15 protein-coding genes are annotated in these 13991 nt (G+C 67.1%); 10 read left to right on the forward strand and 5 right to left on the reverse strand.

Annotated features, from left to right (window positions below; all coding sequences use genetic code 11):
* Positions 1-199: 199 nt before the first annotated feature.
* Both ABZS43_RS11040 and ABZS43_RS11045 read left to right on the forward strand, forming a co-directional pair.
* Positions 200-727, forward strand: coding sequence for a peptidase (locus ABZS43_RS11040; RefSeq protein WP_355035668.1), 528 nt, complete (start codon positions 200-202; stop codon positions 725-727).
* 296 nt (positions 728-1023) lie between these two features.
* Positions 1024-1740, forward strand: a complete 717-nt coding sequence (locus tag ABZS43_RS11045; protein ID WP_355035669.1) for a TMEM165/GDT1 family protein — start codon at positions 1024-1026, stop codon at positions 1738-1740.
* An 11-nt stretch (positions 1741-1751) separates the two neighbouring features.
* Here ABZS43_RS11045 and ABZS43_RS11050 read toward each other — a convergent pair whose 3' ends face one another.
* Entirely contained in the window at positions 1752-2414 is a 663-nt protein-coding gene (locus ABZS43_RS11050; RefSeq protein WP_355035670.1) for a TetR/AcrR family transcriptional regulator, read from the reverse strand.
* 24 nt (positions 2415-2438) lie between these two features.
* Positions 2439-3344: an SDR family NAD(P)-dependent oxidoreductase gene (locus tag ABZS43_RS11055; RefSeq protein WP_355035671.1), complete on the reverse strand. Its 906-nt coding sequence runs from the start codon at positions 3342-3344 to the stop codon at positions 2439-2441.
* 126 nt (positions 3345-3470) lie between these two features.
* Here ABZS43_RS11055 and ABZS43_RS11060 point away from each other — a divergent pair, with 126 nt between their 5' ends.
* The gene (locus ABZS43_RS11060) at positions 3471-4238 is read left to right on the forward strand and encodes an SDR family NAD(P)-dependent oxidoreductase (protein ID WP_355035672.1); all 768 of its coding nucleotides are present in this window, start codon (positions 3471-3473) and stop codon (positions 4236-4238) included.
* Positions 4239-4304: 66 nt separating this feature from the next.
* Here ABZS43_RS11060 and ABZS43_RS11065 read toward each other — a convergent pair whose 3' ends face one another.
* From ABZS43_RS11065 to ABZS43_RS11075, 3 genes are all read right to left on the reverse strand, one after another.
* Positions 4305-5132, reverse strand: coding sequence for a methyltransferase domain-containing protein (locus tag ABZS43_RS11065; RefSeq protein WP_355035673.1), 828 nt, complete (start codon positions 5130-5132; stop codon positions 4305-4307).
* Positions 5133-5472: 340 nt separating this feature from the next.
* Positions 5473-7428 (reverse strand): molecular chaperone HtpG, encoded by a 1956-nt coding sequence (gene htpG, locus ABZS43_RS11070; protein WP_355035674.1) that lies wholly within the window; start codon positions 7426-7428, stop codon positions 5473-5475.
* Between the two features lie 49 nt (positions 7429-7477).
* Positions 7478-9211 (reverse strand): TM0106 family RecB-like putative nuclease, encoded by a 1734-nt coding sequence (locus ABZS43_RS11075; RefSeq protein ID WP_355035749.1) that lies wholly within the window; start codon positions 9209-9211, stop codon positions 7478-7480.
* A gap of 231 nt (positions 9212-9442) precedes the next feature.
* Here ABZS43_RS11075 and ABZS43_RS11080 point away from each other — a divergent pair, with 231 nt between their 5' ends.
* The 7 genes from ABZS43_RS11080 to ABZS43_RS11110 all read left to right on the forward strand — a co-directional run bounded on the left by ABZS43_RS11080 (position 9443) and on the right by ABZS43_RS11110 (position 13949).
* Positions 9443-10072, forward strand: coding sequence for a DUF6474 family protein (locus ABZS43_RS11080; RefSeq protein ID WP_355035675.1), 630 nt, complete (start codon positions 9443-9445; stop codon positions 10070-10072).
* Between the two features lie 106 nt (positions 10073-10178).
* A complete protein-coding gene (locus ABZS43_RS11085; RefSeq protein ID WP_355035750.1) occupies positions 10179-10727 on the forward strand; it encodes a hypothetical protein in 549 nt (182 codons plus the stop codon).
* Positions 10728-10764: 37 nt separating this feature from the next.
* Complete coding sequence (locus ABZS43_RS11090; RefSeq protein ID WP_355035676.1) at positions 10765-11415, forward strand: YcnI family protein; 651 nt, start codon at positions 10765-10767, stop codon at positions 11413-11415.
* Positions 11416-11426: 11 nt separating this feature from the next.
* On the forward strand, positions 11427-11969 hold the full coding sequence (locus ABZS43_RS11095) for a copper resistance CopC family protein (RefSeq protein ID WP_355035751.1): 543 nt from the start codon (positions 11427-11429) through the stop codon (positions 11967-11969).
* A gap of 13 nt (positions 11970-11982) precedes the next feature.
* Positions 11983-12912: a CopD family protein gene (locus tag ABZS43_RS11100; protein WP_355035677.1), complete on the forward strand. Its 930-nt coding sequence runs from the start codon at positions 11983-11985 to the stop codon at positions 12910-12912.
* 61 nt (positions 12913-12973) lie between these two features.
* Positions 12974-13447, forward strand: coding sequence for an SRPBCC family protein (locus tag ABZS43_RS11105; protein ID WP_355035678.1), 474 nt, complete (start codon positions 12974-12976; stop codon positions 13445-13447).
* A gap of 136 nt (positions 13448-13583) precedes the next feature.
* Positions 13584-13949: a DUF5313 family protein gene (locus tag ABZS43_RS11110; RefSeq protein WP_355035679.1), complete on the forward strand. Its 366-nt coding sequence runs from the start codon at positions 13584-13586 to the stop codon at positions 13947-13949.
* Positions 13950-13991 lie beyond the last annotated feature (42 nt).

Raw genomic sequence — 13991 nt, forward strand, 5'->3', positions numbered from 1 at the left:
GAACGTCCACGGGCCCCTACCGTCGCACGACGGTAGGGGCCCGTTTGCGTGTCGTGCGCCACACGAAGGTGTCCGGAATGCGTGTAAGAGACGTATTGGCACTCTTTGGTACTTGTGTGCCAGGTGATACGTGCTTCATTGTCAGTCCATTACTTCGAGGACGGGCAAAGCCGCCCCCGGTTCCACGACGGGAGGCACCATGCGAATCAACGAACCGATCGGCATCACGCCGTTCCACTCGCACGGATCGTTGCGAGGTTTCGTCATCTCCGGCCGCTGGCCCGACACCACCAAGGAATGGGCGCAGGTCCTCGTTCTCGCGGTGCGGGTCGCCACCATGCCCGGCCTGCTCACCACGACCACCGTATTCGGCGTACGCGAGGAATTGCCGGACGAACCGATGCCGGGCACGGTCGGACTGGTGATGGCGGAGGGCCCGGTACTCGGCGAGGAGGCGCTGACTCCCGGACGGTTCGCCGACCATATGCCCGCCGCCCTGCTGATGCTGCATCCGCCCTCGGAAACCCGGCCGTCGCTGCCCGAATGCGCGGGTGCCGCGTCCGGCTGCGTCTTGCTGCCCGGCGTACCGCACCTGGGCCTCGAACATCGTGCCGCGTGGGTGGAAGCCGAATCGGACGGCACCATCACTTCCCTGGTCAGCCGGGTCGGGCTCGATCCGATCAGCGATCCCGATACCGCGGTTCTGGCTATGCTGCTGGCCGCGTAAGGGTACCCGAAGTTCCGCGCACGGATCTCCAAACTTATTGTGCGAGGGGCGATTTGGAGAAGGGCGGACTTGGCAGACCGCCACCGTCCGGGTAGAGTCGTGCACAGCGAAGGGGAGTAGCCCCCAATCATGTAGTCGACATACTGATTCCCAGGCCCGCGAGGGCAGGTGAATCCGGTTACGTGAACCGGTGGATTTCCGGTGGGCGAGACCTTCGGCCTGACAAACCATGTTCGTTTGTCGGCCGGAGGCGTACCCCGATCTCCGGCAGGCAGGCCGAAGATTCGGAGCTACCCATGACCACCACGATTCTGCTCAGCATCGGAATCGTCTTCCTGGCTGAACTCGGCGACAAATCCCAGCTGATGGCGTTGACATTCGCGCTGCGCTACCGCTGGTGGGTCGTTCTCGGCGGCATCGCGACCGCCACCGCGTCGGTGCACGTCATCTCCGTCGGCGTCGGGTACTTCCTCGGCGTCGCCCTGCCGACCAGGGCCATCGCCTTGGCTGCGGCACTGACCTTCCTCGCCGTCGGCATCTGGACACTGCGCGAACATTTCACCCCGGGAGATCCCGAGGCCGAACCCGCACCGCCGCGTTCGACCAGGGCGCCCTATTTCGTCGTGCTGTCGGCCGTACTACTGGCCGAACTCGGTGATCGGACCATGTTCGCGACCGCGGCCCTCGCCACCGACAACAACTGGCTCGGCGTATGGATCGGCTCCACCCTCGGCATGGTCGCGGCGGACGCGCTCGCCATCGGCGTCGGCATCCTGGTCGGCAAACATCTGCCGGAACATGTCATCGGCATAGGCGCGGGTCTGCTGTTCCTCTACTTCGGCACGGCCACCCTGCTGTCAACGGCACTGCCCGGCCTCGCCTTCGCGGCGAGCGCGGCCATCGCGGTGTCGGTGCCTGCCCTCGCGGGGGCGCTGTTGCTGCTGCGCAGGCGCGATACCGCCCACCCGACCGCCGCGGACATCGAGGTGGAATCGGCTGACGCCCGTTCGTAGCGGCGGACGACTCAGTCCGAGGCCATGGCGTGGCCGTAGAGGTCACCGCTGCGGGCGACCAGATCCAGCAGCGGCTGTTCGAGGCCGCGCAGGCCGTCCAGATCGTCCGCGGCGATCCTGGCGGTGACCATCGCGCCCACCGCGGCGGCGAATGTCTGGCAGGCGAAGCGTTGCGCCTCCGTGCGGGCGTCGAGCGCGTCGGCGATCAGGGCGACGAACAATTCCTGCAGGCGCGCGCGGCCCGTGATCGCCTTGGACCCCACCGCGTAGACCTCGACGAGGAATAGCCTGGCGTGCGCCGGTTCGGCGACCAAGCCGTCGAAATACGCGCTGAGGATGCGCGCCATGCGATCCTCCTTCGCCCTCGGCTCCGGTGACGCGTCGTCCTCGTCGGAGATCGCCTCGTCGATCCGAGCGAGCAGGCCCGCGACGGCCCGCTCGTAGGCGGCTTCGAAACAGTCCTCCTTGGAGCGGAACTGTTCGTAGAAGGTTTCCCGCGACACCCCCGCTCGCTTGAGGATCATCGCGACCGACGTACCCACATAACCGCTCTCGGCCATCGCGTCGGCCAACGCCTCGAGTATCCGCTCCCGCTGTGAGGCGATGACTTGCTCCCGCGGCAAGCCGTGACGGCCGCGAGGGAGTTGTCGGGAGGTGCCTGGGAGTTCGGTCATGCGTGACTCCGGGTTCGGATCGGGCTAAGCGGGCCGCTCCATTCTGCGGGGTCGCGAAGGTTGGTCGGTGGTGAAGGGTGCGTCCTCGGTGCGCGCGATGTCCAGTGCCGCCGCGACTCCCCTGCGCAACGCGATATCGATGACGTACTGGGCGATCGGCCGGAACGGCAGCACGATCGACACCCACCAGGGCGAAACGACCTGACGTTTGCGGCGGGCGATCGCGCGTTCGATCCCGTCGATCGCCGGGCCGAGCGGGGCGACCCCGGATACCGTCGAGCGCCCGAGAATTTCGCGCGCGGCGGCGGTGCCGAAACCGCGGGTGGTCATATCGGTGTCGAGTTCGGCGAAGTAGGCGATGCCCACCTTGGCGCCGGTGTGCCTGATCTCGTTGCGCAGCGTGTGGCCAAGCGCCTCCGCGGCGGCCTTGGACGCGCTGTAAGCGCCTGCCAGCGGCAGATTGACCGCGGCGGCGAGCGAGGAAACGATCAGCACGTAGCCGCGGGGATGACAGATATGCGGACCCGCGGCGCGCAACGTGTAGTACACCCCGAGCACATTGACGGTGAGTGTCTCCTCGAGGATCGAGGGATCACCGCCGATGAGCGCCAGCTGTTTGGCCACCCCGGCGTTGGCCACCACCACGTCTAGTCCGCCGAGTTCGGCGACGAGCGTGTCCACCACACGGTCCACCTGCGCGGGATCGCCCACATCGCAGTAGCGCCACGGTGCGTCACCGCAGTCGGCGGCGACCTCCGCGAGCTGCTCCGGCTCCACCCCCAGCAACGCGACCGCAGCACCGCGCGCATGTAGTTGCCGGGCCAGCACGGCGCCGATACCGCGCGCCGCCCCCGTGATCAACACCTTCCGACCGGCGACCCCGCCGTCGGCGAACAGCTTCATACAGCGGACGATACCACCGATGAACATATCTGTTCGTTGATAAACACACGGGCGAACCGGGTTGGCGGGGAGCCGTGAACCTCTTCGCGCCGCGCACCCGTTAGGGTGCAATTGACGAAAGGCCAACTGGCTGTCACGAACGAGAGGACCATCGTGGAGATTTCGGGTACCGCCGCCATTGTCACCGGAGGCGCGTCCGGCCTCGGAGCCGCCACCGCCAAGCGTTTCGCCGATCTCGGCGCCACCGTCTTCGGCCTCGACGTGCCCCAATCCATCGAGCGCGCAGGCGATAACGTGCCCGCGGGCGTCACCCTGATCCCCGCCGACGTCACCAGCCACGAAGAGGTTTCGGCGGCCGTGGCGAAGGTCGTCGAATCCGGCTCTCCGCTGCGCATCGTGGTCAACTGCGCCGGTGTCGGCTGGGCCGGACGCATCTTGTCCAAGAACGGCCCGCACGATCTCGAACTGTTCCGCACGGTCATCACCGTGAACCTACTCGGCACCTTCAACGTCATGCGCCTGGCCGCCGACGCGATCTCGAAGACCGACGCCGTCGACGAGTACGGCCAGCGCGGCGTCGTGATCAACACCGCCTCGGTCGCCGCGTTCGAAGGCCAGATCGGCCAGATCGCGTACTCCGCGTCCAAGGGCGGGGTGCACGGCATGACCGTTCCGGCCGCGCGTGACCTGGCGCAGTTCGGCATTCGCGTGAACACCATCGCCCCCGGCATCATCGACACCCCGATGCTGGCCGGTGTCACCGAGGAATACCGCAAGGGCCTCGAAGCGGGCGTGCCGTTCCCGTCGCGCCTGGGCCGCCCCGACGAATACGCGCAGCTGTCGCAGTACATCGTCCAGCACGATTACCTCAACGGCGAGACGATCCGCATGGACGGCGCGCTGCGCATGGCGCCGCGGTAGAACGTCGCGAATTCCCACCGCGCCCCCGCGTCCCGGCCGCATACCGGAACGCGGGGGCGCGGTGCGTTATTCGGCGCTTCCCCGCGGTTTGTGGGCGATTCCGAGGAACGCCGTCGTCGAGAGCGGGCTGTTCGGGCGGTAGTTCGCCGAGAGGTAATCCCGCATCGCCTTGGCGCGCTCGTCCCACAGCTTCTCGCCGTCGGCGCGTCGCACCATCTGCATGGCCGCGCTGCTGAGCACCATCGTGTCCCACAGATGTCCGGCGCTGTCGAAGACGAGGGACGTGGAGTGGCGCTGGATCGTCACGCCGACGAAGCCGACCGCGAGCATCTCGGAGGCGAACACCTCGGGATTCTCCAGGCCGAGGAAATCGGGTTGGGGCTCCTGGAGTTCGGGATCGGCCGCCGCACAGGCCGCGAACATCTTCATCATGAGCGGCGAATCGGCGATCGGCGCCCAACTGGAGACCACCGCGACGCCCCCGGGGCGCAGCACCCGGTACAACTCCGCGAAACCCTTTGCCCTGTCGGGAAAGAACATCAGCCCGAACATGGAGAAGGCCGCGTCGAATCGGTCGTCCTCGAACGGCAACGCCTGCCCGTCGGCCACCACGGTCTCGACATTGGCGAATCCGGCAGCGCCCGCGCCGTCACGCAGGCGAGCGAGCATCGAGGCGGAGAAATCGATCGCGTGCACCGAGGCCACCTGTCCGGCCGCGGACAGGCTCAGCGATCCGGTACCCGCTGCCACGTCGATGATTCGTGACGTGGGTGTCAGTCCCGCCAATTCGAGGGCACGGGCGGAAAAAGGCCGCGTGATCGCCGGCGCGAATTCGGCGTAATCCTCGGCGGCGAGATCCCAGGACTCGGCCGTGGCAAGGGGATTTGCTGACATGTTCGGGAACGATCCTTTCGACCGTCTCAGGCTACGCGCGCGACCGTCGCGCAAACCAGAGACCGTGGCGAATAACGCTGTGCCCGAAGACGTTCGATCCCCGAAATCGACCGAACGGTCTGCTATGGGACTGCCTACGCGGATCCCGAGGCCACCTCCCGCACCCAGCGCATCCCGCGCACACCAGATGCGTACCGACCGTGACCGGCGCGCACCACCGTCCGAGCCCGGCATCGTCCAGATACCGGCGCGGCGGGAGACGCGTGCGGACCGGGGGCCACCGTATCGCTACGGATTCACCACGATTCCTCCACAAACGGGAGGCCCCCGGTCCGGGCGGTTACAGCGTGCGCGTCAGCCGATCGGTGAGGATATGGGCGAAACGCGCCGGATCCTTCAACTCGCCGCCCTCGGCCAGCACCGCGGTGCCGTACAGGAGTTCGGCTGTCTCGTCGAGCTCGGGCACGTTACCGGCGTCGGCGTCTTCCTTGCGGGTGAAGTAAGCGTCGCGCAGGCCGGTGACCAGCGGATGGGCCGGATTCAGCTCGAGAATTCGCTTACTCTCCGGGACCATCTGGCCTGAAGCCCGATACATCCGCTCCAACATCGGGGTGAAGTCGTAGACATCGCCGACCAGGCAGGCCGGGGAGGTGGTGAGCCGGTTGGTCAGGCGCACCTCCTTGACGCTCTCGTCCAGGGTCTTGCCGAGCCAGGTCAGCACGTCGGCGAAATCCTTGTCCTGCTGTTCGCGCAGCGCCTCGGAGGCCTTCTTCTCCTCCTCGGTCTCCAGATCGACCTCGCCCTTGGCGATGGACTGGAACGGCTTGCCGTCGAACTCCGTCACCGAACCGACCCACATCTCGTCCACCGGGTCGGTGAGAATGAGCACCTCACGACCCTTGGCCTTGAATGCCTCGATATGCGGGGAGGATTCGATCTGCTGACGGCTCTCGCCGGTCATGAAGTAGATGGATTCCTGGCCTTCTGGCATCCGCTCGACGTACTGCGCGAGGGTGGTCAGCTCGGAATCGGAATTCGTCGACGCGAAAGACGAGACCTGCAACAAGGTCTCACGGTTGTCGAAGTCCGAGAGCAGCCCCTCCTTGAGGACGCGGCCGAACTCCTTCCAGAAGGTCTGGTAGTTCGTCTGATCCTCGGCCCCCTGCACATCCTTGACCGTCGACAGCACCTTCTTCACCAAGCGCTTACGGATCATCTGGATCTGGCGGTCCTGCTGCAGGATCTCGCGGGAGACGTTGAGCGACAGATCCTGCGCGTCCACCACACCCTTGACGAAGCGCAGGTACTCCGGCATCAGCTCCTCGCAGTTGTCCATGATGAACACCCGCTTGACGTAGAGCTGCACGCCACGCTTGTGATCGCGGGTGAACAGGTCGAACGGCGCGTGCGAGGGAATGAACAGCAGCGCCTGGTATTCGAACGTGCCCTCGGCCTTCATCGGGATGATCTCGAGCGGGTCGTCCCAGCCGTGGCTGACGTGCTTGTAGAACTCCTTGTACTCCTCGTCGCTGACCTCGCTCTTGGGGCGGGTCCAGAGCGCCTTCATGGAGTTGAGGGTCTGATCCTCGACGATCGTCCGCTCGGTCTTCTCCTCGCCCTCCCCCTCGGTGACGGTCCGCTCCACCTGCATACGGACCGGCCAGGCGATGAAATCGGAGTACTTCTTGACGATTTCGCGGAGTTTCCACTCCTGGGTGTAGTCGAAGAGGTGGTCGTCCTCGTCGGCGGGCTTCAGATGCAGCGTCACGGCGGTGCCCTGGGGAGCCTCGTCCAGCGTTTCGATGGTGTAGGTCGACTGCCCCTGCGACTCCCAGCGGGTGCCTTCGGTCTCCCCCGCCTTGCGGGTGGTCAGGGTGACCCTGTCGGCGACCATGAAGGTGGAGTAGAAACCGATGCCGAACTGGCCGATGAGTTCTTCGGCGGCGGCTTCGGACCTGGCCTCGTTGAGTTTCTTACGAAGTTCGGCTGTGCCGGACTTGGCGAGAGTGCCGATCAGGTCGACGACCTCGGCGCGGGACATGCCGATGCCGTTGTCCCGGACGGTGAGAATCCGCGCGTCCTTGTCGACCTCCAACTCGACGTGTAGGTCGGAGGTGTCGACGTGCAGATCCTTATCCCTGTAGGACTCCAGTCGCAGCTTGTCCAGTGCGTCGGAAGCGTTCGAGATCAGCTCCCGCAGGAACGTGTCTTTGTTGGAGTAGACCGAGTGGATCATCAGCTCGAGCAGCTGATGGGTTTCGGCCTGGAACTCGAGTTGTTCGACATGCTCTGTCACGGTCGTGATGATACCGCCGCCGGTCGAGCGACCTGATCAGGACCGCTGGTCAGACGCCTGCCCGGAAATCCGCCAGGCCAGGCACCTCCAGATCCGCGCAATGGGATACCGGCTCGCGCGGACTCATCCACTCCCGCAGCACCATGGTCGCGCGCACATCGTCCTCGTTGTATTCCAACAGGCGCGTGCGCTGGGACAGATCAGGCTCCGCGTCATATCCGACGGCGCGGCGGTACCAGCTCATCGATGCCTCGCCGCCCGCCTCGGGATCACGCCAGGAGAAACCGGCGACCGGCGCGATCTTCTTCAGGCCCTTGCCGTTCGGGCAGATGAACTGCTCGGAGACGGCCTGGAACATATCCACCCACTCCGGGCCGTCGACGAAGGCGCGCACCTGTTCGGTCGTCGGCACACCGGGCATGCCCGCGAACCGGCGCGCCGACTCGTACAGCCATTTGTCCTCCGCGGTCCGCGAGTAGCAATAGGCCGCGAATGTTCTCCCGCTGGTGGCGGCTTCGGCGCGCACCGTCATCAGCCAGGTCCAGAATTCGCCGAAGGAACGGCCCTCGTCCGCGGTGGGCAGCGGATCCCAGGTGAAAAACGGCCGGTAAACACCGTCCAGCAGCGTACCCCACAGGTAGGCGCCGTACTCCTGGTAACTCTCCAGATCGACGTCGACCTCGACATCGGCCCTGCGCACCCGCACCCGATCGAGGCGGCGCACCAGCGGCGCGCCAACGAGCCAGGCCCGCGCGGTGACAACGGCCTCGTCGAACGGGCCGTGCTGCCAGTCGTCGGGGTCGGGGCCGATCCAGGCGGCGAGATCGTCGATGGTCTGCACTCCGTGCCCGCGCAGGACCTCGGCGCGCGAGCCGGGCGCCACCAGGCTGACATCGTGGTGTTCGGCCAGCCACCCCTCGCAGCTCTGTCCGCCGTCGACACCGCGGTTCCACCAGGGGCACTGACGGCATTCGGGCACCTTCGACGGCACCGTCGGCAGTTCGTTGCGCACCACCGCGATGCGATCGGCGTAGCGATGGTCGTAATCGGCGAGCACGGGGCCCAGATCGTGCACGAGGATCCGGTCCGGATCGTAGCGACCGCCGCGTGCGCCTGCCCGCGCCCCCGCGGCGCCGTCACCGCCCGCGCCCTGCCCTTCGTCGCGGCCGAACTGGTATCCGATCACACCACCGACCAGCGCCGGGCTGGCCAGCCCGTGGCGTTGCAGCATCCGGTACAGATGCGCGAGACGTTGCTGATCGCGAGGCTGTTGACGCAGTTTGCGGTACGGGTCCGGCCGGGGATCCCAGCGATAGGGGTCCGATGTGGTCGGGTGGAAATCGGCCGGCTCGGGTTTACGCGGATCGGTCACCTTGTGATTGACGACGATCACCGGGATGTATCCGCCCCGATCATGGTCGCGCAGCAGGATTTCCGCGCCGCCACGCCTGCCGGTATCCGGCTCCTGCGGCAACAGCCCGCCCCAGATGTGCTTGGCCGCCTCCGCGCACGCCCGCATGGTCGCCTCGGCCCGCTCGGTCGCGCGCAGTCGCGGATCGATCACCACCCAGCCGTCCGGATCGGCCCCGACCAGGGCCTCGCGCACCCGGTTACGGTGTTCCGCCGCGGCCTCACGCCGCTGGCGAACGCCCGGATCCTCCACGACACCGGTCAGCAATTGGGGGTGGGAGGCGTTCAGATGCAATCGATGTCTGCACCCGATCAACGCCCGCGCGTCGATGAAAGCCACCGGGCCGCCGATGGCCGACCGATCCCCGGCCATGCCGTCGTCTACGCGACCGTCGCGGTCACCGATGCCCGAATTCACGTATGCAGTATGGTCCCTGCCCCCGACAACTCCGCGCACCGCATGACCCCGCCCGCTCCAGCGCACTGACCCACTCGCAGTCGGAGACCTCGACCCGATAGGGTTACGGCAAACCGTGTGACGTGGGCGGAAGGGCGTTCCGCGACGTCGTACTGCCATGGCGAACCAGCATGACGGAGGCCTTCGATGGGGTTGTTCACGAAGCGCAAGCGGCGTCCGAGCCGCCGGGCCGAGGCGAAAGCCCTCAAGCACAAGGCCGTGATGGAGGCCAAGCTCGGCGCGAAGAACGACCGCAAGGCCCAGCGTGCGCAGGCCCGTACCGAGCGCAAGGTCGCCAAGGCGCAGATCGCCACATTGCAGGCCGAGGAGAAGGCGGCGCTGAAGGCGGCGGCCAAGGCCGAGCGCGATCCGTTCAGCGCGAGCCAGGTTCGCAAATATCTCGGTGTGGCCAGGGTTCTGGTACCGGTACTCGCTCCGCTCGCCTACCGGGGCGCGACCTTCGTGCGCGGCCAACTCGACACCCGCCGCGCCCAGCAACTCGGGATCGGCATCGAGCAGCTCGGTGATTTCGCCGGACACGGCGCTAAACTCCAGGCGCGCATCGCCAATGTCGAATCGGCCCTCGGCAAGGTCGACGGCACCGGTGACAACCAGAAGTTCGTCGCCGCGGCCGGGGATCGGCTCGCCAGTCTCACCGCCGCGGTGCGCACCGCCGAGCAGATGCCCGCGTCGCGCCGCCGGGCCGTGCACCAGTCGATCTCCACCGAACTCTCCGGTGTCGAGGCGGATGTGCTCGCCCGCCTCGGCGTGAACTGACGCGCACCGCTATGCGGGACCGGTCACGACCGTACCGAGCGCGGCTATCGCCGTGCCCGGTCGTCGGCTCCGGATCCGCACTGGCCTTCGATACGTCGAAGTGACGATGCGGCACCGGGATTCGCCCCACGCGGGCCTGCGCGGCGGCGCCGTCGGCGCGATGGTCGCCGCGTTGGCCGTCGCCGCGCACGGATGCGCGGGCGGCGGTTTCCCGGATTCCGTCGGCGGCGCGCTCGTGCTCCTGCTGGCGGCACTCGCGGGGACGACCGTCACACGGCTGCCCGGTAGCCGGTTCGGGGTCCGCGGGGTACTCGGAGTACTCGGAGTACTCGCGGTAGGTCAGCTGGCCGGTCACAGCGTGCTGACCGGCGCGATCGCCCACAGCCACGCCGCGACGTCCGCGCCTTCGGCCCAGCCGCCGAGCGGGTGGATGCTGGTCGCGCACGGGTTCGCCATGGTGATCGGCGGTGCGCTGATCCTGCTGGCGCAACGCCTCTACGATTTCGCCTCCGCCACGGTCGGCGCGGCGCTCACCCGGCCGCGCGGTCGCCGGATCCCCACCGTCATCGGATCGGCCGACGCCGGTCCCGCCCCCTACCGCTTTCATCCGAACGGTGCGATCGGGCCGCGCGCGCCACCGGCGCTCGCTCGATAATTCGCCCCACCTTCCCTCGGAGAGAAAGCCTTTCATCATGCGTAGTTCAGTTCTGCGTGCCTGCGGCGGCTCGGTGGCCGCCATCGGACTCGTCCTGCTCGGCGGTGGCACCGCCGCGGCCCACGTCACCGCCGACGCCCCCGGCGCCGCGCAGGGGTCGTATTCGGTCGTCACCTTCCGCGTCCCCACCGAGTCGGTGACCGCGGCGACCACCGGGCTGACCGTCGTCCTGCCCAACGTGAAAAACGCCAGGACCGAACCCATTCCGGGCTGGAGCGCCAAGATCGACCGCAATGCCGAATCCGAGGCCGTCGCGGTGACCTGGACCTCCGACCCCGGCGCACCTGGCGTTCCCCCCGGCCAATTCCAGCGGTTCGTCGTCTCGCTCGGGCCACTGCCGAAGCAGGAGAACCTCAGCTTCCCCGCCAAGCAGACCTACAGCGACGGCACGGTCGTCAACTGGGATCAGCCGGTCGGTGCGGATGGTTCCGAGCCGGAACATCCCGCGCCCGCCATCACCCTGGCGGCGTCCGGCGCGGAAGGCGACCACCACCACGCCGCGAGCGCCGAGAACACCGCCGAGAACACCGACAACACCGCGCGCTGGATCGGCGGCATCGGTCTCGCGCTCGGACTGCTCGGCGTCGCACTCGGTGTTGGCACTGTCCTTCGCGGTCGTCAGTCGTGAAGCGCGGCAAGATGATTCCCGTGCGGGTGGTGGTGGCGGCGCTGGTCACCGGACTCGCGCTACTCGGTGGCGGGCTGGCCGCGGCGGGTCCGGCGGCGGCGCATTCGGCTCCGGTCGCCAGCGTGCCGGAAGACGGCGCGACCGTCGACACCGGGCCGGCCCGCGTCAGCGTCACTTTCAACGAGGCCTTGCAGCCGAATTTCCCGTCGCTGACGGTGGTCGGCCCCGACGGCAATCTGTGGTCGAAGGGGCAGCCCGAGGTCGACGGGAAGACGGTATCCGTCGAGGTCGGCGCACTCGGCCCCGTCGGTGAGTACACCATCGCGTTCCGGGTGACCTCCGCCGACGGCCACCCGGTCCGGGGTTCAAGGACCTTCACGCTGAGCACGGCGGGCAACGGCACGCCAGGACCACGACCCGAGGCCGCGGGCAACTCCGACACCGGCGCCGACGGCGGGGTGCCGCTGTGGGTCTTCATCGTCGGCGCGGTGGTGTTGTTCGGCGGCGGACTCGCCTTCGCACTGTTCGCCGGGCGCGGGCGAGACAAGCGATAGGAATGCGACGGCGGTGAAGAGCGGTACGACCGGAGGCAGGGACGCGGGGGCACTGCTGCTGATCGTCCCCGCCGGAGTTCTGGGGGTGGCACTGGCGTGGGTTCTCACCTCTCCCGATGTGCCCGGCCAGGCCGTGATCCGGGTGATCGCCGACTGCGCGGGCGCTACCGTGCTCGGACTGGCGGCATTGCCCCGGCTGCACGAGCGACTGTTGCCGCCGTGGCGACTATTGGCGGCGCTGGCCGGGCTGTGGTGTGTCGCCGAATTCGCGGTACTGCTCCTCGAAGCCGCCGAGGTGGTCGGGGTGCCGGTGCGACGGCTCGGCGCCGAACAATTCGGCACCTTCCTGACCGAGATCAGCGCAGGGCAGGTCGGTATCGCGATACTGCTCGGCACGGGCGCGATCGCGGGGTATTCGGCGCTGGTCTTTCGCCGCCAGGAGGTCACGTCGACCGATCTGGTGCTGGCGTTCGCGGCGGTGGCGCTGGCATTGCGGCCGATCACCGGTCATATGTCACAGCAGTCTTTCGGCTCGGTACTCGCCGCGGTGCACGCCTTGGCCGCGGCGACCTGGTTCGGTCTGCTCGTCGCACTGGCCCTGGTCGTGCGCGCCCGTGGCGAATGGGCGACGGTGCTGCCGAGATACTCGGCGGTGGCGCTGCCCCTGATCGCCGTGGTGGCACTGACCGGAATCGTGAACGGACTGGTGCGCGTCGACGGGCTCGGCCCGCTGCTGTCCACCGGCTACGGCCGCATCCTGCTCGCGAAGGCGCTGCTGCTGTCCGTCCTGCTCGCGCTCGGCTGGTGGTGGCGTCGGTCCTGGGTACGCCGTGCCGCCGACCACCGCGTTACCGCGCATGCCTCACTGCGGCGCGCCGTCATCGAGGTGGTGGTGATGGCCGTCGCATTCGGTCTGGCGGCGGCACTCGCGGTCACCGCATGAGCCCGATCGCACGCCCCATCGGCACCGGAGCGACCTGCGACAACCCATTACAGTGGCCGATATGACCGAAGTGAAAATCGTCGAGGATTGCGCGGCGTCGGCCGAATCCGCATTCCAATACGTCAACGACTACCGGAATCTGCCGCACTTCCTGCACGGCATCGAATCCTTCACCCCGGTCGGCGCGCAGGTCGAAGGACTCGGTGCGATCTATGACGGTCACATCAAACTCGGTCCGGTTTCGCTGCATTCGCGGGTCGAAGTGAACCGGTGGGAGAAGAATTTCGCCATCGGGATCAGGTCGATCAAGGGTTTCGAGATCGATTCGACCTTCCTGTTCCACCCGAGAGGCGAGCACGCGTGCACGATCGACGCCATCGTCGACTACCGGGTGCCGGGCGGTCTGGCCGGACGCGTTCTCGGCAGGACGATCGAACCGTTCGTGAAGATCACCGTCAAACATACGACGGATAATCTGATCAAACACATCCCCGTATTCCACAGCAGTCGCGACAGCGACCCGAATACGGACTGACGTTCGTGCTGCCACCCGGACCGCTGTGGATGGCACCGCTGTACAACGCGCTGACCTGTTCACGGCGGCGCTGAGACACTACGTTCCTCGATCACAACAGTGGCGGTGACGCACGACACAGGCATAGCCTGGGAGTATGAAGATTCCCACAATAGGCCAGCGGATCGCCTACGATCTGGGCCGCGAGCTCCCCGCGGAGCTGCACGAGTGGGTTGTCCACGACCTCGTCGGCCGCGGGGCCATGGAACGCTACCTCGTCCGGTTCCTCGTTCCGATCATCCCGTTCTTCGCGCTCGTACTCCTGTTCCCAGGGCCCATGCCGATCAAGATCGCCATGATCGTGATGATGATCATCCCGCTGGTCGTATTCACGGTGGCGCTCAGCTATGTGTGGCGTCGGTTCCGACTCGCCCAGCACGGCATCGATCCCAATCTGCTCGACCGCAACAGAATCTCCGAACACGACCGGGAGATGTACGAACTGCATTACGGGCACCGATAGCGACCGAACTCACGTCCACCGCCTGCCTGCACGAACTCCGAT

The organism is Nocardia sp. NPDC005366 (assembly GCF_040606855.1).
Taxonomy (GTDB): Bacteria; Actinomycetota; Actinomycetes; order Mycobacteriales; family Mycobacteriaceae; genus Nocardia.